A 26,282-nucleotide genomic window follows, 5' to 3' on the forward strand; every position below is an offset into this window, starting at 1 on the left:
AAGTGGCCAGTTGCCGTCCCCACCGCGATGCGCCCGCGCTCGCGCGCTTAATGCGCAAGGCTTGGCAGGGCACGGTGATCCGCGCGAACGGGGTGCGCAGCGCTCAGCCGCCCTGCGTGCCCCGATGCGCCCAGGCGGTGGTGTGCTTCTCCAGCGCGCTGAAGAGCTCGTACATCACCATGGCCATGGCGCCCACGACCATCAGGCCGGCGAAGGCCAGGCCCATCTGCATGGCCGAGCCGGCACTGATGAGCAGGTAGCCGATGCCCTCGTTGGCGGCGGTCATCTCCGACACCGTCGTGCCCACGAAGGCCAGCGTGATCGCCACCTTGAGCGAGGCATAGAAGTAGGGCATGGAGCGCGGCAGGCCGATCTTCATCAGCACGTCCCAGCGCTTGGCGCCCAGCACCCGCAGCACATCCTCCAGCTCCGGCTCCAGCGTGGCCAGCCCGGTGGCGATGTTGACCATGATCGGGAAGAAGCTGATCAGGAAGGCCGTGAGGATGGCCGGCCCGACGCCGATGCCGAACCACACCACCAGGATGGGCACGAAGGCCGCCTTGGGCAGCGCGTTGAAGGCCGTCATCAGCGGGTACATGGCCGCATAGGCCAGGCGCGAGCTGCCGATCACGAAGCCCAGCAGCACGCCCACCACGATGGCCAGGCCGAAGCCGGCCATCGTCACCCAGAAGGTGCGCCAGGCATGGCCGGCGATGATGGTCTTGAACTCCCAGAATTGCGTCCAGATGCGCCAGGGGCTGGGGAAGATGAATTCCGAGACGGAGAAGGCCGAGCAGATGATCTGCCACAGCAGGATCACGGCCACCAGCAGCAGCCACGGCGACCAGCGTTCGAGCAACTTGTTGTTCATATGCAGACGGTTCCCTGAGCGTTCTTACTGCGGCAGCGGCGCGGCGGGTGCGCCGGCACCGCCCTGGCGGATGGCCCCGATGTGGCCGCGCAGCTCGTGCACGATGTCGCTGAATTCCTTGGTGTAGGTCACCTCGAGTTCGCGCGGTCGGGGCAGCTCGATCTCGCGCTTGACCACGAAGCGGCCGGGCGACTTGCTCATCACGTACACCGTGTCGGCCAGGAAGACCGATTCGCGCAGGTCGTGCGTCACCAGGATCACGTTGAAGCGCTGCTCGGTCCACAGGTCGCGCAGGATGCACCACAGCTCCTCGCGGGTGAAGGCGTCCAGCGCGCCGAAGGGCTCGTCCAGCAGCAGCATCTTGGGCTCGTGGATCAGTGCGCGGCAGATGCTGGCGCGCTGCTGCATGCCGCCCGACAGCTGCCAGGGGAACTTGTCCTCGTAGCCGGCCAGGCCCACCTTCTGCAGCAGGCGGCGGGCGCGCTCTTCGTACTCTTTCTTCTTCGACTTGAAGGTGGAGCGGTAGGGCGCGACGATCTCCAGCGGCAGCAGCACGTTGTCGACCGTGGTGCGCCAGGGCAGCAGCGAGGGCGCCTGGAAGGCCATGCCCGAGATCTTGAGCGGGCCGGTCACCGGCTGGCCGTCGATGCGGATCCTGCCCATCGACGGCATCTTCAGGCCGGTGGTGAGCTTCATGAAGGTGGACTTGCCGCAGCCCGAAGGCCCGACGATGGCGATGAACTCGCCCTTCTTCACCTTGAGGTCGATGGCCTCGACGGCGAAGTGGTTCTCGCGCAGCAACTGCTCGTTGTAGGCGAGCCAGACGTCCTGGAAGTCGACGAAGGGCGTGGTGTTTTGCGTGTCCATGGGCGGTGCACAAGAAACCGGCCTGCGCCGGCCGCCGGGGGCCGGCCGCAGGCCGAGGAAAAGAAGGCGCGGGCGCCGCTTACTTCTTGAGGATGGCCAGCTCGGCGGCCGGCGGCAGCACGCTGCCGTTCCAGATGGCCTCGGGCTTGACGCGGGTCTTGGTGCCGTAGGCGTCGGACACCTGCGAGGCCATCAGCGCCAGGCGCGCCGGCACCACGTTGCCGAAGCCTTCGGCGCGGGCGTCGGGGCTGTTGATGACGGTGTCGATGGCCAACTGCAGGCGGCGCGTCTCCAGCTTGGTATCGATGATGCCGTCGCGGGCCTTGACCGATTCGATGGCCACGGCCGGGTTGGCGATCACTTCCTTGGCGCCCTTGGTGAAGGCCGACAGGAAGGCCTTGACCACCTGCGGCTTCTCGGCCAGCAGCTTGGGCGACACGATGATGGCGTTGCCGTACAGCTTCACGCCGTAGTCGGGGTAGGGCAGCACGACCACGTCGCTGGCCTTGGCGCCGCGCGCTTCCAGGTTGAGCAGCGAGGTGAAGGTGAAGCCGGTGATGGCGTCGATGTCGCCGCGCATCAGCATGGTCTCGCGCAGCGTCGGGTCCATCGCCGTCCAGGTGACGTTGGTGATGTTGTTGGCCTTGGCGAAGATGGGGAAGGCGCGGCGGCCGGCGTCGAACACCGGGGCGCCCAGCTTCTTGCCCGACAGGTCGGCCGGCTTGGTGATGCCGCTCTTCTTGAGCGCCATGGCCGAAGCCGGCGTATTGTTGTAGACCATCATGACCGCGACCGGCTTGTTGGGGCTGTCGGGGTTGTTGGCGTGGAACTCCATCAGCGCCGCCAGGTCGGCGAAGCCCATGTCGTAGGCGCCCGAGGCCACGCGGGTGACGGTGCCGCCCGAGCCGTTGCCGGCGTCGATGGTCACGTCGATGCCGGCCTGCTTGAAGTAGCCCTTGGCGGCCGGATGCAGGAACAGGGCGGCGGGCCCCTCGAAGCGCCAGTCCAGCTGGAACTTGATCGGCGTGGTGGCCTGGGCATGGGCCGCGCCCAGGCCGAAGGCGAAGGCCGAGGCGGCCAGGAAGGACTGCAGGACTTGTCGCTTGTTCATGAAGACTCTCGCTGAGGGATGTGGCAGGAAAAAGCAATAACGGTGCCTGCACCGTTGGGGTGCGATCCTCAGCCTTGCGCCAAAGCGGTGCACCCGGGTCATCCCGGAGCGGACAGCAAAACGCCCCACGGCGTGCACGCACGTGGGGCGTCGATGCGCCAAGTTGGCGCGTCTTCAGCGGCGGGAACTCAGCGCGTGGTGTTGGCGTTGGCCACGGCCAGGGCCGTCATGTTGAGCACGCGACGCACCGTGGCGTTGGCAGTGAGCACATGGGCGGGCTTGGCGGAGCCGAGCAGGATCGGGCCCACTGTCACGCCGTTGGCGCCGGTCATCTTCAGCACGTTGAAGAGGATGTTGGCCGAGTCCAGGTTCGGGCAGATCAGCAGGTTGGCCTCGCCGGTCAGCGAGGAGCCGGGCAGCGATTCGCGCCGCACCGATTCCGACAGCGCGGCGTCGCCGTGCATCTCGCCGTCGCATTCGATGTCGGGCGCCATCTGCGCGAACAGGTCGCGGGCGATGCGCATCTTGCGGGCCGAGGCGCGCTCGGAGGTGCCGAAGTTGGAATGCGACAGGAAGGCCACCTTGGGCGGCAGGCCGAAGCGGCGCACCTCGTCGGCGGCCATCAGCGCGATCTGCGCCAGTTGCTCGGCCGTCGGGTCCTCGTGCACGTTGGTGTCGGCGATGAACAGCGTGTACTTGTCCAGCATCAGCGCGTTCAGCGTGGCGAAGTCCGGCACGCCGCGCTGGGTACCCAGCAACTGGCCCAGGATCTTGAGGTGGCTGTCGAAGCGCCCGACCAGGCCGCACAGCATGGCGTCGGCGTCGCCCAGGTGCACCATCAGCGCGGCGATGGTGGTGTTGGAGCGGCGCACCATCGCCTTGGAGGCTTCCGGATTGATGCCGTGGCGGCCCATGAGCCGGTGGTAGGCCTCCCAGTACTGGCGGAAGCGCGGATCGTTCTCGGGATCCACCACCTCGGCGTCGACGCCGGGGCGCAGGTTCAGGCCCGCCTTCTTGATGCGCATGGCGATGATGTCGGGCCGGCCGATCAGGATCGGACGCGCGATGCCTTCGTCCACCGCCAGCTGGGCGGCGCGCAGGGCGCGCTCGTCCTCGCCCTCGGCATAGGCCACGCGCTTCTTCTCGGCCATCTTGGCGGCGGCGAAGACCGGGCGCATGAACATGCCGGTCTGGTAGACGAAGCGCGACAGCTGCTGGCGGTAGGCCTCCAGGTCCTCGATGGGGCGGGTGGCGACGCCGGATGCGGCGGCAGCCTTGGCCACGGCCGGGGCGATGCGCAGGATCAGGCGCGAGTCGAAGGGCTTCGGGATCAGATAGTCGGGCCCGAAGGACAGCTCCTCGCCCGCATAGGCGTTGGCCACTTCCTCGCTGATGTCGGCCTTGGTCAGGTCGGCGATCTCGCGCACGCAGGCGAGCTTCATCTCTTCCGTGATCTTGGTCGCGCCGCAGTCCAGCGCGCCGCGGAAGATGTAGGGGAAGCACAGGACGTTGTTGACCTGGTTCGGGTAGTCGCTGCGACCGGTGGCGATGATGCAGTCGGGGCGCACGGCCTTGGCCAGCTCGGGGCGGATCTCGGGCTCGGGGTTGGCCAGCGCCAGGATGATGGGCTTGTCCGCCATGGTCTTGACCATGTCGGCCGTCAGCACGCCCGGGGCCGAGCAGCCGAGGAAGACGTCGGCCTGCTGAACCACGTCGGCCAAGGTGCGCGCGCCCGTGTCGGGCTGGGCGAAGCGAGCCTTGGACTCATCGAAGCCGCCGGCCCGGCCCGAGTAGATCAGGCCCTTGGAGTCGCAGGCGAAGATGTTGGCCGTCTTGGCGCCCAAGCCCACCATCACGTCCAGGCAGGCGATGGCGGCGGCGCCGGCGCCCGAGACGGCGATCTTCACGTCGCCGATCTTCTTGCCCACCAGCTCCAGGCCGTTGAGCAGGGCGGCGGCCGAAATGATGGCCGTGCCGTGCTGGTCGTCGTGGAAGACGGGGATGTTCATGCGCTCGCGCAGCTTCTTCTCGATGTAGAAGCACTCGGGCGCCTTGATGTCCTCGAGGTTGACGCCGCCCAGCGTGGGCTCCAGCGCCGCGATGATGTCCACCAGCTTGTCGGGGTCGCGCTCGGCCAGCTCGATGTCGAACACGTCGATGCCGGCGAACTTCTTGAACAGGCAGCCCTTGCCTTCCATCACCGGCTTGCCGGCCAGCGGGCCGATGTCGCCCAGCCCCAGCACCGCGGTGCCGTTGGTGACCACGCCCACCAGGTTGCCGCGGGCGGTGTATTCGGCCGCCTTGGAGGGATCGGCCTGGATGTCCAGGCAGGGATAGGCCACACCCGGCGAATAGGCCAGCGACAGGTCGCGCTGGTTGACCAGCGGCTTGGTGGGCGTGACCGAAATCTTGCCGCGCACACCGGCGCGGTGGTATTCACGGGCAGCGTCGCGCAGGGCTTCTTCTGCGGGGGACAGCGGCTTGGACATGCAATCTCCTTGGGGGCGGGAAACGGTCGGAATCGTTGGAAAGGGGGCCGAGGCTAACGCAAAGGGCGGGCCCGGAAGAGGCCGGGAGCGACAGCGCCATCAGCCGTCTCATGCCGATACGGCATGGGCTCATGCAGTCGGCGGGATCGCGCGTGGCGGATGCCGAATGCAATGCGCCGCGCGTCCCGGTGGGGGACGCGCGGCGTCGGACATTCTCGTGCTGGTGCGGCGATGCGTCGCGGCTGCGACGCCTAACGAAAGGCGATCCGTTCGGACCTTTCCCTTGTTCAGCCACCGTCTGGTGTCACCGGATGCCCCGCAGTGGCCTCGAGTGCCAGCACCAGGGCGGAATGGTCCGACTGGCCATGACCGAGCGCCGCACAGGCATTCATCAGCTGCGCCGCACCCGCCGTCTGCGGCAGGGCAACGCCCAGGCTGCGGGCGCTTTGCATCGCGAGGTTCAGGTCCTTCTGATGCAGGGCGATGCGAAAGCCGGGGGCGAAGCTGCGGTTGATCATGCGATCGCCATGCACCTCCAGGATGCGGCTGGCCGCGAAGCCACCCATCAGCGCCTGCCGCACCTTGGCCGGATCGGCGCCGGCCTTGCTGGCGAAGACCAGGGCTTCGGCCACGGCAGCGATGTTGAGCGCCACGATGATCTGGTTGGCCACCTTGGTGATCTGGCCGGCGCCCACCTCGCCCACACGCGTCACGTTCCTGCCCATGGTGTGCAGCAAGGGCCGCACGTCCTCGAACACCGCCTCGTCCCCGCCGCACATGATGGTGAGGCTGGCGGCCTTGGCACCGACCTCACCGCCGGAGACGGGCGCGTCGACATAGCCGGCACCCAGGGCCGCGATGCGGCGGGCGAAGTCCTGCGTGGCGATGGGGTCGATGGAGCTGCAGTCGACCACCGTCTTGCCTGCGCCGCCACTGCAGTCGCGGGTTGCGTCGGCCAGGCCCTCGGCCACGCCGTGTTCGCCGAACAGCACCTTCTCCACGTCGGGCGTGTCCGGCACCATGAGGAAGATCACTTCGGCTTGGCGCGCCACCTCGGCGGCGCTGGCGAAGGCCTCGGCCCGGCCGGCAAGGGCGGCCGGCACCTGGCCGCGGGTGTGGACGAAGAGCGTGTGGCCGGCAGCGGCGAGGTGGCCAGCCATGGGCGCTCCCATGATGCCGAGGCCGATGAAGCCGATGCGGCGGGGTGCGGTGGGGGCGTTGCGGGCGCCGGTGCTGGTGTCGGTCGAGGTATGGGCGTTCATGAGGGTCGTCTCCGTCGAAGTGCTTGCGCGATCCGTGCGGCTCAGGCGGTCAGTGCGCTGATCCAGTCCAGCCCTTCCTGCGTGCTGGCGCGGGGCTTGTATTCGCAGCCGATCCAGCCTCCATAGCCCAGCGCGTCGATGTGCTGGAACAGCCATTGGTAGTTGATCTCGCCCGTGCCGGGCTCGCCGCGGCCCGGGTTGTCGGCCACCTGGATGTGGCCGATGCGGTCCAGGTGCCGGCCGAGGGTGTTGGTCAGCTCGCCTTCCATGCGCTGGGCGTGATAGACGTCGTACTGGATGCGTAGGTTGGGCTCCCCCACCTGGTCGAGCAGGGCCAGCGCCTGATCGGTCCGGGTAAGGGCGAAGCCGGGAATGTCGAAGTGGTTGATGGGCTCGACCAGCAGCCGCAGCCCGGCGGTGTCGAGTGCGCGGACGGCGAAGCGAAGGTTGTCAACCAGCACGGGCTGCACGTCGGCAAGCGTCGCTCCTTCGGGCAGCTTGCCCACCAAGCAGTTCAGCTGCGGGCAGCCCAGCGTCTTGGCATAGCCGATGGCGCGACCCACGCCGTCGCGGAACTCGGCCACACGGTCCGGGTGGCAGGCGATGCCGCGCTCGCCCGCCGCCCAGTCGCCGGCCGGCAGGTTGTGCAGCACCTGCACGAGCCCGTGGGCGCGCAGGGCCTCGGCCAGTTCGCGGGCCTCGAAGTCGTAGGGGAAGAGGTATTCCACCCCTTCGAAGCCGGCGCGGGCGGCGGCCTCGAAGCGCTGCAGGAAGGGCAGCTCGGTGAACAGCATGGTGAGGTTGGCGGCGAAGCGGGGCATGGCGGTCTCTTGTTTTCGAAATGGGACGGTGCTCAGCAGGCGTGAGTGAATCCGGCATGGCCGAGCGGCCATGGCGAGTTCGCTCGCACCTTCTCAATCGAGCATGGCGACGGCAAGTGCCGTGGGTGCGTCGGCCAGGCCCTCGGCCAGCGGTTCGAACTCGCGGATGGCGTCGATCTCGGTGCCCATGGCGATGTTGGTCACGCGCTCCAGCATCACCTCGATCACCACCGGCACGCGGTGCTCGGCCATCAACGCTTCGGCCTGGTCGAACGCGGGCTGCATCTCCTCGGGCCGCTGCACGCGGATGGCCTTGCAGCCCAGGCCTTCGACCACCTTTTTGTGGTCCACGCCGTAGTGCCGCTCGATGCCGGCATCGGGCGCGGCATTGATGTTCTCGAAGCCCAGCTGCACGCAGTAGTCCATGTCGAAGCCGCGCTGCGCTTGGCGGATCAGGCCCAGGTAGCTGTTGTTGACCACGATGTGGAGGTAGGGCAGCTTGAACTGCGCGCCCACCGCCAGTTCCTCGACCATGAACTGGAAGTCGTAGTCGCCCGACAGCGCCACCACGCGGCGCGACGGATCGGCGGCGCGCACGCCCAGTGCGGCCGGCACCGTCCAGCCCAGCGGGCCGGCCTGGCCGCAGTTGATCCAGTGCCGCGGCTGGTAGACATGCAGGAACTGCGCGGCCGCGATCTGCGACAGGCCGATGGTGCTGACGTAGCAGGTCTCGCGGTCGAAGTGCCGGTTCATGCACTGGTAGACGCGCTGCGGCTTCATCGGCACCTCGGCGAAGTCGGTCTTGCGCAGCATCGTGCGCTTGCGCTCGCGGCATTCGGCGGCCCAGGCACCGCGGTCGGGCAGGCGGCCCTCGGCCTTCATGGCCTCGGCCACCTCGACGAACAGGGCCAGTGCGGCGCCGGCGTCCGAGACGATGCCGAAGTCGGGCATGAACACGCGGCCGATCTGCGTGGGCTCGATGTCCACATGCACGAAGGTGCGGCCGTGGGTGTAGACGTCCACCGAGCCGGTGTGCCGGTTGGCCCAGCGATTGCCGATGCCCAGCACGAAGTCGCTGGCCAGCAGGGTGGCGTTGCCGTAACGGTGGCTGGTCTGCAGGCCGCACATGCCGGCCATCAGCGGATGGTCGTCGGGAATGGCGCCCCAGCCCATGAGCGTGGGAATGACCGGCACGCCGGTCAGCTCCGCCAGGCGCACCAGCAGCGCGCTGGCATCGGCGTTGACGACGCCGCCGCCGGCCACGATCAGCGGCCGCTCGGCCGCGTTGAGCATGGCCAGGGCCTTCTCGATCTGGGCCCGCGTGGCGGCCGGCTTGTAGGGCGGCAGCGGAGCGTAGGTGTCGATGTCGAATTCGATCTCGGCCATCTGCACATCGAAGGGCAGGTCGATCAGCACCGGCCCCGGCCGGCCCGAGCGCATCAGGTGGAAGGCCTGCTGGAAGACCTGCGGCACCTGCGCGGGCTCGCGCACGGTGACGGCCCACTTGGTGACGGGCTTGGCGATGGACTCGATGTCCACGGCCTGGAAGTCTTCCTTGTAGAGCCGGGCTCGCGGCGCCTGGCCGGTGATGCACAGGATCGGGATGGAATCGGCCCATGCCGAATAGAGCCCCGTGATCATGTCGGTGCCCGCCGGGCCCGAGGTGCCGATGCACACGCCGATGTTTCCCGCCACGGCCCGCGTGTAGCCCTCGGCCATGTGCGAGGCGCCTTCCACATGCCGCGCCAGGATGTGGCCGATGCCGCCATGGGCGCGCAGCGCGGCATACAGCGGATTGATGGCGGCGCCGGGCACACCGAAGGCCTGCACGATGCCCTCGCGCTCCATCACCAGCACGGCGGCCTGGGCCGCGGTCATTCTTGCCATGGGTTCGTCTCCTCGTTCGATGGGTCGAACTCTAGGAAGGACGGCCCGGACGCAGAAGGCGAGGGCGGGCGATAAGCGCTATTCCGCCAGCGAATGGCGCGGCAGGCGCGGGCGAAGAAAAGCCGCGCGGGCCCAGGGCCGGCGCGGCTGTGGAAGGGCGCGGGGCGCCGGAGGATCAGCCCGTGTTGCGCAACCCCGCTGCCACCCCATTGATCGACAGGTGGATGCCGCGCTGCAGCCGCTCGCTGCCGTCGCCGCCGCGGAAGCGCCGCATCAGCTCCACCTGCAGGTGGTGCAGCGGGTCGATGTAGGGGAAGCGGTGGCGCACCGAGCGCTGCAGCTCGGCATTGCCCTCCAGCCGCTGCTTCGCGCCGGTGATGAGCGTGAGCGCATCGGAGGTGCGGCGCCATTCGGCCTCGATCATCGAGAACACCTTCTGGCGCAGCTTGCGCTCGCCCACCAGCTCGGCATAGCGCGCGGCCAGCTGCAGGTCGCTCTTGGCCAGCACCATGTCCATGTTGGACAGCAGCGTGCGGAAGAAGGGCCACTGGGCATACATCTTCTGCAGCAGCGCCTCGCGCTCCTTGCGCGCGGCCGGGTCCTTGGCCTCGGCCAGGAAGGCCTGCACCGCACTGCCGAAGCCGTACCAGCCATTGATGGTGAGCCGGCACTGGCCCCAGCTGAAGCTCCAGGGCACGGCGCGCAGATCCTCGATGTTGCGCTTGGGATTGCGCGAGGCCGGCCGCGAGCCGATGTTGAGCTCGGCGATCTCGCGGATCGGCGTGGAACCGAAGAAGTAGTCGACGAAGCCGGACGTCTCGTAGACCAGCGCACGGTAGGCGTCCATGCTGGCCTGCGAGATCGTCGCGGCCGCCTGCGTGAAGGCCGCGGGCGCGGACTTGGTGGAGCCCAGGAAGGTGGCCTCCAGCGTGGCGGCGACCAGCGTCTCCAGGTTGCGCCGGCCGATCTCGCGGTTGGCGTACTTGGAGCCGATCACCTCGCCCTGCTCGGTGAGCCGCAACTGGCCGCGCACGGTGCCGGGTGGCTGCGCCAGGATGGCCTGGTAGCTGGGGCCGCCGCCGCGGCCGACGGTGCCGCCGCGGCCGTGGAACATGCGCAGGCGGATGCCGTCCTTCTGGCCCTCGTTCATCTCGTCGAACAGCTTCACCAGCGCCATGCCGGCGCGGTAGAGCTCCCAGTTGCTGGTGAAGATGCCACCGTCCTTGTTGCTGTCGCTGTAGCCCAGCATGATGTCCTGCTCGCCACCCGAGCGCTGGATCATGGCGCGCACGCCGGGCAGCTCGTAGACGGCGCGCACGATGGGCGCCGCATTGCGCAGGTCGGCGATGGTCTCGAACAGCGGCACGACGATCAGGTCGCACACTGCGTCCTCCTGCAGCGTGCCGCGCAGCAGGCCCACTTCCTTCTGCAGCACCATGGCCTCGAGCAGGTCGCTCACCGTCTCGGTGTGGCTGATGATGTAGTGGCGGATGGCGGCGCGGCCGTAGCGGCGGTGCGATTCCAGCGCCTGCTGGAAGATCGCCACCTCGCTCACCGTCAGCGGCTGGTAGCTGGCGCCGGGCACGCGCAGCGGGCGTGCGTCGTTCAGCAGCCGCAGCAGCAATGCCTGCTTGTCCTCTTCGGACAGCTCGGCATAGGCGGGCTCGATGCGGGCCACCTTGAGCAGGTCGGCGATCACGGCCTCGTGCTTGTCGGAACTCTGGCGCAGGTCCACCGTGGCCAGGTGGAAGCCGAAGACCTCCACCGCGCGCATCAGTGGGCGCAGGCGCTGGTCGAGCAGCGCGCTGCCGTGCTTGTCGATCAGCGATTCCTCGATGGTGCGCAGGTCGGCCAGGAACTCCTCGGCCGACTTGTAGGGGTTCTGCGGCGCCACGGCATGGCGCGCGGCGACACCGCCGGTTAGGTCGCGCAGTGTGGCGGCCAGGCGGGCATAGATGCCGGTCAGCGCGCGGCGGTAGGGCTCGTCGTGGCGGTGCTCGTTGGGGTCGGGCGAGGCCTCGGCCAGGGCCTGCATCTCCACCGTCACATCGACCAGCGTGGCGGACATCGACAGCTCGCCGCCCAGGTAATGCACCTCGGTCAGGTAGTGGCGCAGGACTAGCTCGCACTGGCGGCGCAGGGCGTATTCGAGCGTCTCGGCCGTGACGTTGGGGTTGCCGTCGCGATCGCCGCCGATCCACTGGCCCATGCGGAAGAAGGAGGCGATGTGCTCCGCGCCCAGGGCCTTTTCCAGCGTCGCATAGACCTTGGGGATCTCGCGCAGAAAGGTGGCTTCATAGTAAGAGAGCGCGTTCTCGATCTCGTCGGCCACGGTGAGCTTGGTGAAGCGCAGCAGCCGCGTCTGCCACAGCTGCACGACGCGGGTGCGCAGCAGGGCCTCGTTCTCTTCGAGCTCGCGCGGCGTGAGCGTGTCCTTCTGGCCGGCGAACAGGAGCTGGCGCTGCCGGATCTCGTCGCGGGCCGTCAGCAGCTGGGCGATGCCGCGTTCGGCGTCGAGGATGGACTTGCGCTGCACTTCGGTCGGGTGGGCGGTGAGCACCGGCGACAGGTAGCTGTGGGCCAGCGTGCCCACCACCTCGTCCGCCGAGACGCCGGCCTTGCGGATGCGGGCCAGGGCCACGTCCAGGCTGCCGTCGATGGCTTCGCCGGCGCGCTCGGCCTCGGTCCGCCGACGGATCAGGTGGCGGTCCTCGGCCAGGTTGGCCAGGTGGCTGAAGTAGGTGAAGGCGCGGATCACCTGCACGGTCTGCGCCGCCGACAGGCCCTTGAGCAGCTGCTTGAGCGCCCGGTCGGCCGAATGGTCGGCATCGCGGCGGAAGGCCACCGACAGCGTGCGCACCTTCTCGACCAGATCGAAACTGTCCTTGCCCTCCTGCTCGCGGATGACGTCGCCCAGGATGCGGCCCAGCAGCCGGATGTCTTCGATCAGGGGGACATCGTCGGGGCCCTTGCGCAAGGGCGGGGCGATGGTGTCGCCGGGCTTCTTCGTGCTCTTCGTCCGGTTGGCGGGCGGCATGCAGGACTCTCCTCTTCGCAGTGGTTGTGGTGTGCGCCATCAGTCGTTGCTGCGGCGCAACATGCTAGCATCCGCGACCCAGCAAACCACGCGGAGACCGCTCTGTGAGCCACATCGTGATCGCCACCCGCGAAAGCCGCCTTGCCCTGTGGCAGGCCGAGCATGTGCGGGACCTGCTGCAAGAACAGGGCCACACGGTCGAACTGCTGGGCATGACCACCCGCGGCGACCAGATCCTGGACCGCACGCTCAGCAAGGTCGGCGGCAAGGGCCTGTTCGTCAAGGAACTCGAGCTCGCGCTGGAAGAAGGCCGCGCCGACATCGCCGTCCATTCGCTCAAGGACGTGCCGATGGAACTGCCCGAAGGCTTCGAACTCGCGGCCGTTCTCGAACGCGAGGATGCGCGCGATGCCTTCGTCTCTCCCACGTACGCCCGGCTGGACGACCTGCCCGAGGGGGCCGTCATCGGCACCTCCAGCCTGCGGCGCACCGTGCTGCTGCGCGCACTGCGGCCCGACCTGCGCATCGAGCCGCTGCGCGGCAACCTCGACACCCGGCTGCGCAAACTGGATGAAGGGCACTATGCCGCGATCGTGCTGGCCGCTGCCGGTCTGATGCGCCTGGGCCTGGCCTCGCGCATCCGCACTGTCTTCGAGCCCGAACAGATGCTGCCGGCCGCTGGACAGGGAGCGCTGGGCATCGAGATCCGTGCCGACCGGCCCGACCTTCGCGAAGCCCTGGCTCCGCTGGTGGACATGACGACCTGGCGCCGTGTGGCGGCCGAGCGCGCGGTGAGCCGGGCCATGGGCGGCAGCTGCTCCATGCCGCTGGCCGCCTTCGTGCAGGACCTCGGCGACGGGCGGCTGCATGTGCGTGCCGCCTGGGGCGATGCGGAGCAGCCAGGTGCGCTGGTGCGGGCCGAGCTGACCGATGTCGCCACCGACCTCGCTGCGGCCGAGGCCCTGGGCACCGAGGCGGCACGGCGTCTGCAGGCCGGCGGTGCCCGGCTCGGCTGAGCGGCACTGGCGCCCGCGGCCCGAGCGCTGTCCTGCCCTGCCATGACTGCGGCGCCGTCGCTGATCGTCACGAGGCCTGAGCCCGAGGCCACGCGCTGGACCGAGGCGCTGCGCGCGCGGGGCATCGATGCACACGCCTTGCCGCTGATCGAGATCGCGCCGCTCGCCGGTGCCATCGCCTGGCCTGTGGGCACGCCGCCGCAGGCCTTGATGTTCGTGAGCGCCGCCGCCGTGCGGCACTTCTACACCGCCCGGCCGCCCGAGGCCGTCGCCACCTGCCGTTGCTGGGCCACCGGCCCCGGCACGGCCCGCGCGCTGGCCGAAGCCGGTGTGGATGCGACCCGCATCGACCAGCCGCCCGCCGAAGGTCCCTTCGACTCGGAATCGCTGTGGGCCCGCGTCCATGACCAGGTCGGGCCGGGCGCCTGCGTCTGGCTGGTGCGCGGTGCCGATGCCGAGGGCCGCGCCGCGGGCCGCGACTGGCTCTCGCGCCAGATCGAGGCCGCAGGGGGCGTGGCCGTGCAACTGCCCGTCTACCGTCGGCTGGCGCCCGTGCTCGGCGACGCGAGTGCCCGGATCGTGCAGGCCGGCATTGAGGGCGGGGCGACCTGGCTGTTCAGCAGCTCGGAGGCCGTGGGCAACCTGCGTGGCCTGGTGCCCCAGGCCGACTGGTCGCGCGCCGCAGCCCTGGCCACGCACGAGCGCATCGCCCAGGCCGCGCGCGATGCCGGCTTCGGCCTTGTCCGCGTGGTGCCGCCCGATCTGGACGCCGTGGCCGCGTCGATAGAATTCCCGCGATGAGCGCACCCCCCGCGACCGACGACACCGTCACCGATCCCGTCGCGCGACCCCTGGCCCCCGTTCCCCCATCTCCCGTGCCCGCCCCCGGCGCCGTGCTGTTGGTGCGGCTGGCCTTTGGCGCCATCACCCTCGCGGCGCTGGTCGCCATCGTCATGGCCGCCATGCTGTGGCAGAAGGTGGGCGGCATGCAGGAGCAACTGGCGCGCCAGAGCGCCGACGCCACGCGCCAGGCCACCGAGGCCCGTACCCTGGCCCGCGAAGCGCAGGAGACGGTGCGCGCCGCCGATGCCCGCGTGGCGCTGCTCGAAACCCGCCTGGCCGAGGTCAGCCTTCAGCGCGCGCAGGTCGAAGAGGCGCTGCAGAGCCTGTCGCGCTCGCGCGACGAAAGCCTGCTGGTGGACATCGACGCCGCCCTGCGGCTGGCACTGGAACAGGCCCAGGCCACCGGCAACGTGCAGCCGCTGCTGGCCGCCTTGAAGGCCAGCGACCAGCGCATCGTGCGCGCCAGCCAGCCCCGGCTGCAGCCCGTGCAGCGGGCCATCCAGCGCGATGCCGACCGCATCCGCGCCACGGCCAGTGGCGACGGCGGCGAGGCCCTGTCGCGGCTCGACGACCTGCTCAAGGGCGTGGACGAACTGCCCGTCATGAACGCGCTGGCGCCGCGCGGCAACCGCGCCGCGAGCGACGGCTGGGCCAACGAGGCCGTGCCCGCCGACGCGCCCTGGTGGCAGCGCATCCTGCTGGCCGTGCGCAACGAGGTGCGCTCGCTGATCCGCGTCTCGCGCATCGACCGGCCCGAATCGGTGCTGCTCGCCCCCGACCAGACCTACTTCCTGCGCGAGAACCTCAAGCTCAAGCTGCTGAGCGCCCGGCTGGCCCTGCTGGCCGGCCAGGTGGCGCCGGCACGGGCCGAGCTGGCTGGCGTGACGGCCTCGCTCAACCGCTACTTCGACCCCGCCTCGCGCCGCGTGCAGGCCGCGGCCACGCAGCTGCAGCAGGTGCAGGCGCTGGTGCGCGCCGCCGAGCCGCCGCGCATCGACGACACCCTCACGGCCCTGGCCGCCGTGTCCGCGGGGCGCTGAGGTCATGCGCGCGGCCGTCTGGCTCCTGGTGCTCTTCGCGGTCGCGGCCGCGGTGGCGCTGTTCGCGGGCAACAACCAGGGCATCGTCACCGTCTTCTGGCCGCCCACGCGGGTGGACCTGTCGCTCAACTTCGCGCTGCTGTTGCTGATCCTCGTGTTCATGCTGCTGTATGGCGCGTTGCGCGCGCTGCAGGCGCTGTTCTCGTTGCCCGTGCAGGCGCGCCAGTGGCGGTTGCAGCAGAAAGAGCGCAATCTGCACGCGGCCCTGCTGGACTCTGTGGTGCAGCTGCTGGCCGGCCGCTTCACCCGCGCGCGCAAGTCGGCGCTGGCGGCGCTGGCGCAGGAGCATGTGCTGGCCGGGCTGGACGCCCGGCTGCCCCAGTCGCAGCAGGTGCGGGTGTTGGCCCACCTGATGGCCGCCGAGAGTGCCCAGGCGCTGCAGGACCGCGCGGCGCGCGACGCCCATCTGCAGCATGCCCTGAACGAGGGCCGCGACCGCGGCGGCATGTCCGCCGAGACACGCGACGGCGTGCAGCTGCGCTCGGCCCGCTGGGCCCTGGAAGATCGCAATGCCGTGGCCGCGCTGGACCGCCTGGCCGAATTGCCGCAGGGCGTGCAGCGTCGCACGCTGGCACTGCGCCTGCGGCTGAAGGCCACGCGCCTGTCGGGCCGCACGCAGGATGCGCTCGACACTGCGCGTCTGCTGGCCAAGCACCGTGCCTTCTCGGAAGACGGTGCGCGCAGCATCGTGCGTGGCCTGGCGCTGGAACTGGTTGGCCAGGCGCACGACCCGGCCCAGTTGATGCGCGCCTGGAACGAACTGGACCCGGCCGAGCGCGCCATCCCCGAGGTGGCCATCCAGGCGGCCCAGCGCATGGTGGTGCTGCGCGGCGACCTTGCGATGGCGCGGGCCTGGCTGCTGCCGGTGTGGGAGCGCTCGCTGGCCCAGCCCGACGCGCTCAGCGACAGTCAGCGTGCCAAGCTCGTGCGTGCGCTGGAGGCGGGGCTCGACACGGTCGATCCCGAATGGCTGGCCCGCATCGAAGGCGCCCAGCGCGCCCAGCCGCGCGATGCGCACTTGCAGTACCTGGCCGGCATGGCCTGCATGAAGCGGCAGCTCTGGGGCAAGGCGCAGCAATTGCTGACCCAGGCCGGCTTCGGCCAGCAGGACGCGGAACTGCATCGCCGTGCCTGGGTGGCCGTTGCCCAGCTCGCCGAGCAGCGCGAGGATGCCGAGCAGGCCCTGATGGCCTGGAAGCGGGCCGCGCAGGGCGGCTGAAAGGCCAGGGCGCGTTCGAGGACAGCCGGTGTCTTCGGCCCCCGGGCGGTGTCGTTCGGGCTCGGGTCCGGCATCTCCCGATGACCGGCCGACTCCCATGCAAAAGGCCCGTGGTTTGCGCCACGGGCCTTTTGCTTTGACGCAACCTGCAAGACAGGTCGGGCCTGGGCTGCCGGCCCGCCGCAGCGGGTCCGGCATGTTCCTTTCGATCAGGACACGGTTGCTGCCGGCTGGCTGCCGAGATCGGCCGCCTTCTCGAAGGGCAGCGTGATGGCGCCCAGGTCGCGACGGGTCTCGACCAGCACCAGCGGGCCTTCGTCCAGCACCACCACCGGCGGCCGCTCGCGCGGCACGTGGACCGGCTTGGGTTCGGCCGCGATGGCCGCCCGCACTTCGGCGATGCGGTCGGGGTTGGAGTTCACCCATTCGAGGCCGGCACCCTGGGCCACGGCGGCCAGTTCGTCGGCCGGCAGGGCGAAGGCGGTCACACGGGGCAGTGCGCCGCGGCCCGGTGCGGCCGCAGCAGGGGCTGGCGCCGGCACGGGCGCGATGGCCACGGGTGCAGCGGCGACGGCCGGCTCGGTCGCCGGTTCGGCGATCGGCGCGGCAGCGGTCAGGCCCGGCTCGACGGCGGATGCCAGCGGCGCGTCGGCCTCGTCGCGGACCGCCTCGCCGGCCTCACGCTCGCGCGAGGCGCGGTCGCGGCGATCACGGCCATAGCGGTCGCGGGAGCGGCGGCGCTCCTCGCCTTCGCGGCGCGGCGCCTGGTCGTCGCCCACCGCGGCGTCGGCCGCTTCGGCAACGGCGGCCGCCTCGGCCGGCGTCTGGTGCAGGGCTTCGGCCTCGGTCACTGCGGCTGGCAGGGCGTCGACCGGGCGCCGCTCGCGGCGGCCCTCACGCGGCGCCGGATCGCCGCCACGCGGTGCGTCCTCGCCCTCGGCAGCGGCGCCTTCGCGCGCCATGCCGTCGTCGCGGCGGCGTTCGCCGCGCTCGCCGCGTTCACGACGTTCGCCCTGGCGGCCGTTGCGCTCGCCACGCTCGCCGCGTTCACGGCGCTCTGCGGGCGCATCGCTGCCCTCGACCGTGCCGTCGACCGGCGCCTGCAGGGCTTCGACCGGCGCGGCATCGCGACGCTCGCCACGGCCATTGCGGCGTTCGCGTTCACCGCCTTCGCGCGGTGCGCGGCTTTCGCGGCCCGCGGTGTCGCCGTTGCGGGCTTCACGCGGCTCGCGGCCCTCGCGGGCGTCACGGCCTTCGCGCGGCTCGCGCCGGCCTTCGCCGTTCAGTGCCTCGCGGCGTTCACCGCGGCCTTCACCACGCTCGCCCCGGTCGGCACGGCCTTCGCGGTTGCCACGGCCTTCACCGCGGCCGTTGCGACCTCCGCGTTCGCCGCGGCGATTGCCGCCGCCTGGGCGTGCCGTTTCTTCCGCCGCCGGTGCCGGTGCAGGAGTCGGGGCGGCGATGGGCGCCGGCGCTGGCGTGGCGCCGAACAGGCCCTTGAGCCAGCCGAAGAAGCCGCGTTCGGCCGGTGCGGGCGCTGCCGGCGCCGGTGCTACCACGGGTGCGGCGGCAACGGGCGCCGGCGCCGCGGGCTTTTCCTCGCGCGCGGGCACGACAGGCGCCGGCGCATCCGGCAGCACACCCTTGATGACGGGGCTCTGGCGGTTGGTCGGCTCCTGCGAGCGGCGCGTGATGCGCGTCGGGTCCTCGACCTCGTCGGCCATGGTGTAGCTGGCACGCAGCTGATCCAGGCGCGGGTCGTCGTGCTTCATCCGCTCCAGCTTGTAGTTGGGCGTCTCCAGCGTCTTGTTCGGGATCATCAGCACGTTCACGCGCTGCTTGAGCTCGATCTTGGCGATCTCGGTGCGCTTCTCGTTCAGCAGGAAGGAGGCGACCTCCACCGGCACCTGCACGTGCACGGCGGCGGTGTTGTCCTTCATGGACTCTTCCTGAATGATGCGCAGGATCTGCAGCGCGCTCGACTCGGTGTCGCGGATGTGGCCGGAGCCGCCGCAGCGCGGGCAGGGGATCGACGAGCCTTCGGACAGCGCCGGCTTCAGGCGCTGGCGGCTCATCTCCATCAGGCCGAATTTGCTGATGGTGCCGAACTGTACGCGGGCGCGGTCCTGGCGCAGCGCGTCGCGCAGGCGGTTTTCGACCTCGCGGCGGTTCTTCGACTCGTCCATGTCGATGAAGTCGATGACGATCAGGCCGCCCAGGTCGCGCAGGCGCATCTGGCGGGCCACTTCGTCGGCGGCTTCGAGGTTGGTGCGGGTGGCCGTCTCCTCGATGTCGCCGCCCTTGATGGCGCGGGCCGAGTTGACGTCGATGGACACCAGCGCCTCGGTGTGGTCGATCACGATGGCGCCGCCGGACGGCAGCTGCACCGTTCGCGCGTAGGCCGACTCGATCTGGTGCTCGATCTGGAAGCGGCTGAACAGCGCGGCATCGTCGCGGTAGCGCTTCACGCGGGCGGCATGCTCGGGCATGACGTGCGCCATGAACTGCTGCGCCTGCTCGTAGATGTCGTCGGTGTCGATGAGGATGTCGCCGATGTCGTGATTGAAGTAGTCACGGATGGCGCGGATGACGAGCGATGATTCCTGGTAGATCAGGAAGGCGCCCTTGCCGCCCTTGGCGGCGCCGTCGATGGCGGTCCACAGCTTGAGCAGGTAGTTCAGGTCCCACTGGAGCTCGGGCGCGGTGCGGCCGATGCCGGCGGTGCGCGCGATGATGGACATGCCCTTGGGGTACTCGAGCTGGTCCATCGCCTCCTTGAGCTCGGCGCGGTCCTCGCCCTCGATGCGCCGGCTGACGCCGCCGCCGCGCGGGTTGTTGGGCATCAGCACCACGTAGCGGCCGGCCAGGCTGACGAAGGTGGTGAGGGCGGCGCCCTTGTTGCCGCGCTCTTCCTTCTCGACCTGGACCAGCAGTTCCTGGCCCTCGCGGATCGCATCCTGGATGCGCGCCTGGCTGGCGGAGACGCCTTCGGCGAAGTACTGCTTGGAGATTTCCTTGAAGGGCAGGAAGCCGTGGCGGTCTTCCCCGTAGTCGACGAAGCAGGCCTCCAGGCTGGGCTCGACGCGGGTGACGACGGCCTTGTAGATGTTGCCCTTGCGCTGCTCGCGCCCTTCGATCTCGATTTCGTAGTCGAGCAGCTTCTGCCCGTCCACGATCGCCAGGCGGCGTTCTTCGGCCTGCGTGGCGTTGATCAGCATCCGTTTCATGGGAGTGCGTGTCCTTGTTCGTGTGTGTCTTCACTGGCCCGGAAGGGGCCCACGATGCGCGGACGACGCGGCGAAACGACAGGACAGCGCCGTTCTCCTTTCCGCAGGTGTGCAGGCGGCACGCAGCCACCGGCCGGGCATCAGCCCGCAGGACGCAGCAGGGGAGGGGGCGCGAGGATGGGCGCGAGACCGATCTGCCGCCGGCCGGACATCTTGGGGACGTCGGGCGGCTGGGCAGGCACCGAAGTGGCGGGCGCTGGATGCATGGGCGCTGCCACCGGCATCAGCCAGCGCAGACACATACGGAGCAGCCACATCAGCAGCACAAGGGGGTCTCGCATCGATCCGCCGTCCGGCGCCCGTCTCTGAAAGAACAGGCCGCCGGCCGGCAAGGGGGGAATCCGTCTCGGGGTTTCGTCGGCGTCGGCTCGCCTTGCGCATCCGGCGCCGCCCGTGGCCTGGTGGGCGCGGGGCCGGCGATGGTGGACCACGCAAGTGGCATCGACCTCCAGCGCTTCCGGCGGGTGCTCTAAACTTCTCGTTCGAATAAGCACTGACCGAGCCGCGCTGGTGACAAATATTATAGGTCTTAAGCCCGGCCCCAAAGAGCGTCCGGCGCGGGCGCCGGCCCCCGAAGTCCGGTTGGTGACGGTGGACGCCGAGTCCGCCGGCCAGCGCCTGGACAACTTTCTTTTCCGTCACCTCAAAGGCGTGCCCAAGACGCATGTCTACCGCATCATCCGTTCGGGTGAGGTGCGGGTGAACAAGGGCCGCGTGCAGGCCGACTCCCGGGTGGAAGAGGGCGACGTGGTGCGCCTGCCGCCGGTCCGGGTGACGGCGGCCCCAGCGCCTTACGCACCGACCGCGCCGGCCCGCGACTTCGATCTGCTGATGGAGGACGAGGTGCTGCTGGCCGTCAACAAGCCTGCCGGCACGGCCGTGCACGGGGGCAGCGGCGTGAGCTTCGGCGTGATCGAACAACTGCGCGCCGCCCGGCCGACGGCGCGCTTCCTCGAGCTCGTGCACCGGCTGGACCGCGAGACATCCGGCATCCTGCTGGTTGCCAAGCGGCGCAGCGCGCTCACGGCGCTGCAGGCGCAGTTCCGCACCCGCGAGACGGGAAAGACCTACTTGGCCCTGGTGGACGGCGACTGGCCGGCCCGCCGCAAGGTGCTCGACGCTCCGCTCGCCCGCTACCTGCTGCCGCCCAAGGACGGCGCCGCCGAGGGCGAACGCCGCGTGAAGGTGGTGGACAAGGACCATCCCGACGCCATGCGCGCCCTCACGCTGGTGCGCGTGCTGGCCCGCGTGCAGCTGCCCGGCGACGACGCGCCGATGAGCCTGCTGGCCGTGACCATCAAGACCGGCCGCACCCACCAGATCCGCGTGCACCTGGCGCACGAGGGCCATCCCATTGCCGGTGACGACAAGTACGGCGACTTCGAGCGTCGCCGTACGCTGGCGCGGCTGGGCCTGCGCCGCATGTTCCTGCATGCCTGGCGGCTGCGCTTCCAGCATCCCGTCTCCGAGGCGCCCGTGGCGCTGCAGGCGGCGCTTCCCGACGAACTGGCGCAGCTGCTGCCGCCGCAGGCGCTCGTCGCCCTGACCGATCCCCATGACGAACACTGACACGCCCGCGGCCAGCCGCCGCTTCGACCTGATCGCCTTCGACTGGGACGGCACGCTGTACGACTCCACCGCGGTCATCGTGCGTTGCATCCAGGAGGCGGTGGTCGACGTCGGCGGCCGCCGGCCCAGCGATCAGGACGCGGCCTGGGTCATCGGCCTGGGCCTGGCCGAGGCGCTGGCCCGCGCCGCGCCAGACGTGCCGCCCGAGAAGTACCGCGAGTTGGGCGAGCGCTACCGCTTCCACTATTTGCGCCACCAGGACGACCTCGTGCTCTTCGATGGGGTGCTCCCGTTGCTCGACGCGCTGGCCGCGCGCGGCCACAAGCTGGCGGTGGCCACCGGCAAGTCGCGCCGGGGACTGGACCAGGCGCTTCATACCGTCGCGCTGCGCCATCGCTTCGATGCCTCGCGCACGGCCGACGAGACCTTCGGCAAGCCGCATCCGCGCATGCTGCTCGAACTGATGGACGAACTGGACGTGACGTCCGAGCGCACGCTGATGATCGGCGACACGGTGCACGACCTGCAGTTGGCACGCAATGCCGGCTGCGCCAGCGTGGGCGTGGGCTATGGCGCCCATTCGACCGAGGGCTTCGAGGCGCTGGGGCCGTTGCATGTGGCCCATTCCGTGGCGGAGCTGACCGACTGGCTTCTGCGGCACGGCTGAGGCCGCCCAGCCCCTGGCCGCGCCGGGGGCACTTGCCGGCGCCGCCGGGCGGTGGCCGGTGTGGCGCCGCGGCAACCCCCGATACGGCATCCGGGGCGTTCTTTGGTACGCTGCCCAAGTGGCCGACGACGCCCCCATTCCCTTGTGCCGCAGCGCCGACCTGACCGATGGTGGGCTGGCGGTGTCATTCGACGTCATCTATGGCGGCCAGACCTGCCGGGCCTTCGCCATCCGCTGGCAAGGTCGGCCGCATGCCTACCTGAACCGTTGCACCCATGTCGCCATGGAAATGGACTATCAGGAGGGACGCTTCTTCGATGACACCGGCCGCTGGCTGCTGTGCGCCACCCATGGCGCGGCCTATTCCCCCGACACCGGCGCCTGCGCCGGCGGGCCCTGCCGCGGCGGGCTGGTGCGCATCGAGCTCAGCGAAATCGAGGGCGTGGTGCACTGGCATACTGCCTGGAACCTGCGCCCGTTCACCTTCTGAACCCGAGCCTGCATTGATCATCACGGCTCGACGGCCTTCCGCATCATGAGTCCTCCCGACCGCCTGGAACCCTCCGGCTTCGAGCCTTTCGAGCCCAAGCCCGCGCCCTTGAACGAATCCGCAGCCCCTGCACCCACTTCCGTGAAAAACGATCCGACCTCCGCGCCCGGTTGGGAGCGCGCCACCTTGGAAAAACTCGCCTTCGCCTCGTTGAAGGAGCAGCGCGCCGCACGCCGCTGGAAGACCTTCGTCCGCCTGGCCTGGCTGGTGTTCTTCATTGCGCTGGCCTGGATGGCCCTGAGCCGCGCAGCGCCCAGCACAGCCACCACCACCGCCCACACCGCCGTGGTGAGCATCCGCGGGGAGATCGCCGACGGCGCAGACGCCAGTGCCGAATTCATCATCGCTTCGCTCAAGAGCGCCCTCGAGGATCCGGGTTCCAAGGGCGTCGTGCTGCTGATCAACTCGCCCGGCGGCAGCCCGGTGCAGGCCGGCATCATCCATGACGAGATCAAGCGCCTGCGCGCCAAATACGGCAAGCCGATCTACGCCGTGGTCGAGGAAAGCTGTGCCTCGGCGGCTTATTACATCGCCGCCGCCGCCGACAAGATCTATGTGGACAAGGCCAGCCTCGTCGGCAGCATCGGCGTGCTGATGGACGGGTTCGGCTTCACCGGCACGATGGAGAAGCTGGGCGTCGAGCGCCGGCTGCTTACCGCTGGCGAGAACAAGGGGTTCCTCGATCCGTTCAGCCCCATGAGCGATGCCCAGCGCGCCCACGCCCAGCGCATGCTCGACCAGATCCATGCGCAGTTCATCGATGTGGTCAAGAAGGGCCGGGGCGACCGACTCAAGCTCGACACGCCCGGCCTGTTCAGCGGCCTGTTCTGGACCGGCCAGGAGGCCGTGGACCTGGGCTTGGCCGACCAGCTTGGCAGCATCGACTACGTGGCGCGCGACGTGATCCAGGCCGAGGACGTGGTCGACTACACCCGCCGCGACAACGTGGCCGAGCGCCTGGCCAAGAAGTTCGGTGCGGCCTTTGCCGATGTGGCGGTGCACGCCACCCTGCGCGCCGCGCCTTCGGTGCGCTGAGCCGGCGCAGCGGCGATGCCGCTTCTTCAGCGGGCGGTGCCGCGTGCCGCGAGCGGCGCCGAAACCGCCAGTGCCAGCGCGAACAGCACCACCACCGAGAGGGCGTGGGTCAGCGAACTGGCGCCGGCGATGAGGCCGATGACGGGTGGTCCCGCCATGAATCCCAGGTAGGCGGCCGCAGAGACGGCCGCGATCCCCCGCGCGGGCTCCACGCCCGGGACGCGGGCTGCGGCTGCAAAAAGCAGCGGCACCACATTCGCGAAGCCCAGTCCGACGCCTGCGAAGGCGGCCAGCGCCACCCAGGGCGAATGCGTGAGCAGGCCGACCGTCATGGAGGCGGCGGCCAGCAGGGCGCTTCCTGCCAGCAGCCGCGTCGACGGGACGCGGGCCCGCAAGGCATCGCCGCCAAAGCGCGCCGCGGCCATGGCCGCCGAGAAGCTGGCGTAGGCGAGGGCGGCCTGCTGCTGCGGGCTGCCGAGTTCCTGCTGCAGGTACAGCACGCTCCAGTCGTACATCGCGCCTTCGGCCACCAGGCCCAGGGCCGCCAGCAGGCCAAGGACGAGCAGCGGGCCGCCCGCATCGCGCAGGCCACCGCCTTCATCTGCGCTGGCGGAGGCCGTGTGCGAGGCGGGGAGCATGCGCGTCGCTGCCACGCCGATGGCGAGCGCCATCGCCCCGGCGACGACCGCCAGGTGGGTGACGGGCGGCCAGCCGGCCGCGAGCAGCGCGGCGCCGCTGCTGGCGCCCGCCATGCCGCCCAGGCTGAACATGCCATGCATGCCGCTCATGCGTGGCACGCCTTCGGCCAGTTCGATGGCGGCGGCCTCGGTGTTGATCGCGACGTCGAACACGCTGGTGAGCAGGCCGAACACGGCCAGCAGCGCGAGCAGGGCGGCATAGCCTGGCATGGCCAGCAGCAGGGCGAGCAGCAGCGCATAGCAGCAGCCGGCTGCGCCGGCGATGCGATTGGCGCCGTGGCGGCCGATCCAGCGGCCGGCGCGCGCAAGGCCGAGCAGCGCCCCCGCGCCAGCGGCCAGCATCGCGAGGCCCAGCGCTGCCTCGTCGATGCCGTAGTGCGCCTTGACGGTGGGAATGTGCACGCCCCAGGTGGCGAAGATGAAGCCGGAGCAGAAGAACTGCGTGCGCGCCGCCCAGCGGGCGGCGGGCAGGCGGGCTGCCGGTTGAATCAGCGGTGGCGCACTCATCGGCCGAACGCGAAGACCGCCGGCAGCTTGCCCAGGGCGCGCTCGGGCAGGGCTCGCCAGGCCTTCACGCTGCGGCTGCTGATCTGCGCCTGCGGCAGGGTGAGTCCCGAGGCCACGGCCAGGCGCGTGTTCGGCTGTAGCGTCTGCACCAGGGCCTGGAGCACGGCCTCGTTGCGGTAGGGCGTCTCGATGACGATCTGCGTCTGGCCGCGCTTGAGGGCCAGGCCCTCCAGGTCGCGGATGCGCTGGCGCCGGGCCTCGGCGTCCTGCGGGAGGTAGCCGGTGAAGGCGAAGTCCTGGCCGCCCAGCCCGCTCGCGGACAGAGCCAGCAGCAGGGACACGGGCCCGACCAGCGGCACCACCGGCGCGCCCAGGTCGTGGGCCGCGCGCACCACGGACGAACCGGGATCGGCCACGGCCGGCATGCCGGCCTCGCTCAGCAGCCCGACGTCGTGGCCGGCCTGCAGGTCGACCAGCAGGTCACGGGCGTCGAAGCCGCCGCCGTGATCGCCCTTCTTGTGCACTTCGCGGGGCAGCTCCCGGATCGACATCTGCTGGATCGGCACGGTGAGCGGCGCCACGCTGTCGATGCGCTTGAGCAGGGCTCGGGCGCTCTTGGCGTTCTCGCAGACCCAGTGGCCGAGGCCGGCGGCCGCGCGCAGGGTGGCGGCGGGCAGGCCGTCCTCGACCGGCACCTGGGTCTCGCAGCCGAAGTCCAGGGGGGCGGGCACCAGATAGAGCGTGCCGGGGCGCGGGTGTCCGTCGGGTGGAAGGGCGTGGGCTGGCGTGGAGGATTCGCTCACAGCAGTTCCACTCCCGCGGCACGCAGCATGCGGCAGGTGCGGATCAGCGGCAGGCCCACCAGCGCCGTCGGATCGTCGTTGTCGATGGCGTCGAGCAGCGCGATGCCCAGGCCCTCGCTCTTGGCGCTGCCGGCGCAGTCGTAGGGCTGCTCGGCACGCAGGTAGTGTTCGATGGCGGCGTCGCTGAGCGTGCGGAAGGTGACGCGCACGGGCGCCAGGTCCTGCTGCACGAAGCCCGTGCGCCGGCAGACCACGGCCAGCGCGGTCTGGAAGACCAGGGTGCGGCCGCTCATCCGGCGCAGTTGGGCGGTGGCGCGCTCGTGGTCGCCGGGCTTGCCCAGCGGCTCCCCGTCGAGGTCCGCGACCTGGTCGGAGCCGATCACGATGGCCTCGGGAAATCGCTCGGCCACCGCGCGGGCCTTGGCCAGCGCCAGGCGGGCGGCGAGTGCGGCGGGCGCCTCGCCGGGGTGGGGTGTTTCATCCACCTCGGGCGGCTGGACATCGAAGGGCAGGCGAAGCCGCGACAGCATTTCGCGGCGGTAGCGGGACGTGGACCCGAGGATGACGGTGCGTTGCATGCGCGGATTCTCTGCGAGCCTTCGGGGGTGGCGGGTCGGCCGCGATGCCGTGCGGCCAGGGGGGG

At 70.3% G+C, this 26,282-nt stretch carries 21 protein-coding genes; 8 read left to right on the forward strand and 13 right to left on the reverse strand.

The window, feature by feature from the left end:
- Positions 1-103: 103 nt before the first annotated feature.
- The 8 genes from ACT54X_RS08810 to ppc all read right to left on the reverse strand — a co-directional run bounded on the left by ACT54X_RS08810 (position 104) and on the right by ppc (position 12,345).
- On the reverse strand, positions 104-871 hold the full coding sequence (locus ACT54X_RS08810; protein ID WP_294366827.1) for an ABC transporter permease: 768 nt from the start codon (positions 869-871) through the stop codon (positions 104-106).
- A 24-nt stretch (positions 872-895) separates the two neighbouring features.
- On the reverse strand, positions 896-1,738 hold the full coding sequence (locus ACT54X_RS08815; RefSeq protein ID WP_476346114.1) for an ABC transporter ATP-binding protein: 843 nt from the start codon (positions 1,736-1,738) through the stop codon (positions 896-898).
- A gap of 79 nt (positions 1,739-1,817) precedes the next feature.
- On the reverse strand, positions 1,818-2,849 hold the full coding sequence (locus ACT54X_RS08820; protein WP_294366831.1) for an ABC transporter substrate-binding protein: 1,032 nt from the start codon (positions 2,847-2,849) through the stop codon (positions 1,818-1,820).
- Between the two features lie 188 nt (positions 2,850-3,037).
- Entirely contained in the window at positions 3,038-5,338 is a 2,301-nt protein-coding gene (locus ACT54X_RS08825; RefSeq protein WP_294366834.1) for an NADP-dependent malic enzyme, read from the reverse strand.
- 287 nt (positions 5,339-5,625) lie between these two features.
- Positions 5,626-6,600, reverse strand: coding sequence for a 2-hydroxy-3-oxopropionate reductase (locus tag ACT54X_RS08830; RefSeq protein WP_294366837.1), 975 nt, complete (start codon positions 6,598-6,600; stop codon positions 5,626-5,628).
- A 41-nt stretch (positions 6,601-6,641) separates the two neighbouring features.
- The gene (gene hyi, locus ACT54X_RS08835) at positions 6,642-7,421 is read right to left on the reverse strand and encodes a hydroxypyruvate isomerase (RefSeq protein WP_476346117.1); all 780 of its coding nucleotides are present in this window, start codon (positions 7,419-7,421) and stop codon (positions 6,642-6,644) included.
- Positions 7,422-7,514: 93 nt separating this feature from the next.
- Complete coding sequence (gcl, locus tag ACT54X_RS08840) at positions 7,515-9,308, reverse strand: glyoxylate carboligase (protein WP_354318452.1); 1,794 nt, start codon at positions 9,306-9,308, stop codon at positions 7,515-7,517.
- Positions 9,309-9,483: 175 nt separating this feature from the next.
- Entirely contained in the window at positions 9,484-12,345 is a 2,862-nt protein-coding gene (gene ppc / locus ACT54X_RS08845) for a phosphoenolpyruvate carboxylase (RefSeq protein WP_476346119.1), read from the reverse strand.
- Between the two features lie 104 nt (positions 12,346-12,449).
- On the opposite strand from ppc, the gene hemC reads away from it, so the two are divergent.
- From hemC to ACT54X_RS08865, 4 genes are read left to right on the forward strand one after another with little or no spacing between them, the layout of a single operon-like run.
- On the forward strand, positions 12,450-13,361 hold the full coding sequence (gene hemC, locus ACT54X_RS08850) for a hydroxymethylbilane synthase (RefSeq protein ID WP_476346121.1): 912 nt from the start codon (positions 12,450-12,452) through the stop codon (positions 13,359-13,361).
- Positions 13,362-13,403: 42 nt separating this feature from the next.
- Positions 13,404-14,162 (forward strand): uroporphyrinogen-III synthase, encoded by a 759-nt coding sequence (locus ACT54X_RS08855; protein ID WP_476346123.1) that lies wholly within the window; start codon positions 13,404-13,406, stop codon positions 14,160-14,162.
- Positions 14,159-15,244, forward strand: coding sequence for a uroporphyrinogen-III C-methyltransferase (locus tag ACT54X_RS08860; protein WP_476346125.1), 1,086 nt, complete (start codon positions 14,159-14,161; stop codon positions 15,242-15,244). Before ACT54X_RS08855 ends, ACT54X_RS08860 begins: the two co-directional genes overlap by 4 nt.
- A gap of 4 nt (positions 15,245-15,248) precedes the next feature.
- Complete coding sequence (locus ACT54X_RS08865; protein ID WP_476346127.1) at positions 15,249-16,523, forward strand: heme biosynthesis HemY N-terminal domain-containing protein; 1,275 nt, start codon at positions 15,249-15,251, stop codon at positions 16,521-16,523.
- Positions 16,524-16,732: 209 nt separating this feature from the next.
- Here ACT54X_RS08865 and ACT54X_RS08870 read toward each other — a convergent pair whose 3' ends face one another.
- The gene (locus ACT54X_RS08870; protein ID WP_476346129.1) at positions 16,733-19,750 is read right to left on the reverse strand and encodes an Rne/Rng family ribonuclease; all 3,018 of its coding nucleotides are present in this window, start codon (positions 19,748-19,750) and stop codon (positions 16,733-16,735) included.
- Positions 19,751-19,890: 140 nt separating this feature from the next.
- The gene (locus ACT54X_RS08875; RefSeq protein ID WP_147284333.1) at positions 19,891-20,091 is read right to left on the reverse strand and encodes a hypothetical protein; all 201 of its coding nucleotides are present in this window, start codon (positions 20,089-20,091) and stop codon (positions 19,891-19,893) included.
- 229 nt (positions 20,092-20,320) lie between these two features.
- On the opposite strand from ACT54X_RS08875, the gene ACT54X_RS08880 reads away from it, so the two are divergent.
- The 4 genes from ACT54X_RS08880 to ACT54X_RS08895 all read left to right on the forward strand — a co-directional run bounded on the left by ACT54X_RS08880 (position 20,321) and on the right by ACT54X_RS08895 (position 23,631).
- Positions 20,321-21,379 (forward strand): RluA family pseudouridine synthase, encoded by a 1,059-nt coding sequence (locus ACT54X_RS08880; protein WP_476346131.1) that lies wholly within the window; start codon positions 20,321-20,323, stop codon positions 21,377-21,379.
- A complete protein-coding gene (locus tag ACT54X_RS08885; RefSeq protein WP_294366859.1) occupies positions 21,366-22,046 on the forward strand; it encodes an HAD-IA family hydrolase in 681 nt (226 codons plus the stop codon). Before ACT54X_RS08880 ends, ACT54X_RS08885 begins: the two co-directional genes overlap by 14 nt.
- Positions 22,047-22,164: 118 nt before the next feature.
- The gene (locus ACT54X_RS08890; protein WP_234196047.1) at positions 22,165-22,536 is read left to right on the forward strand and encodes a Rieske (2Fe-2S) protein; all 372 of its coding nucleotides are present in this window, start codon (positions 22,165-22,167) and stop codon (positions 22,534-22,536) included.
- A 45-nt stretch (positions 22,537-22,581) separates the two neighbouring features.
- Complete coding sequence (locus ACT54X_RS08895) at positions 22,582-23,631, forward strand: S49 family peptidase (protein WP_234196049.1); 1,050 nt, start codon at positions 22,582-22,584, stop codon at positions 23,629-23,631.
- Between the two features lie 26 nt (positions 23,632-23,657).
- Here ACT54X_RS08895 and ACT54X_RS08900 read toward each other — a convergent pair whose 3' ends face one another.
- From ACT54X_RS08900 to ACT54X_RS08910, 3 genes are read right to left on the reverse strand one after another with little or no spacing between them, the layout of a single operon-like run.
- Positions 23,658-24,836: an MFS transporter gene (locus ACT54X_RS08900; RefSeq protein WP_294366863.1), complete on the reverse strand. Its 1,179-nt coding sequence runs from the start codon at positions 24,834-24,836 to the stop codon at positions 23,658-23,660.
- Positions 24,833-25,639 (reverse strand): SAM-dependent methyltransferase, encoded by an 807-nt coding sequence (locus ACT54X_RS08905; protein WP_294366865.1) that lies wholly within the window; start codon positions 25,637-25,639, stop codon positions 24,833-24,835. The genes ACT54X_RS08900 and ACT54X_RS08905 overlap by 4 nt, the downstream gene beginning before the upstream one ends.
- Complete coding sequence (locus ACT54X_RS08910) at positions 25,636-26,217, reverse strand: Maf family nucleotide pyrophosphatase (protein ID WP_294366867.1); 582 nt, start codon at positions 26,215-26,217, stop codon at positions 25,636-25,638. Before ACT54X_RS08910 ends, ACT54X_RS08905 begins: the two co-directional genes overlap by 4 nt.
- Between the last annotated feature and the right edge of the window lie 65 nt (positions 26,218-26,282).

Source organism: Pseudacidovorax sp. DMC4 (assembly GCF_056314265.1).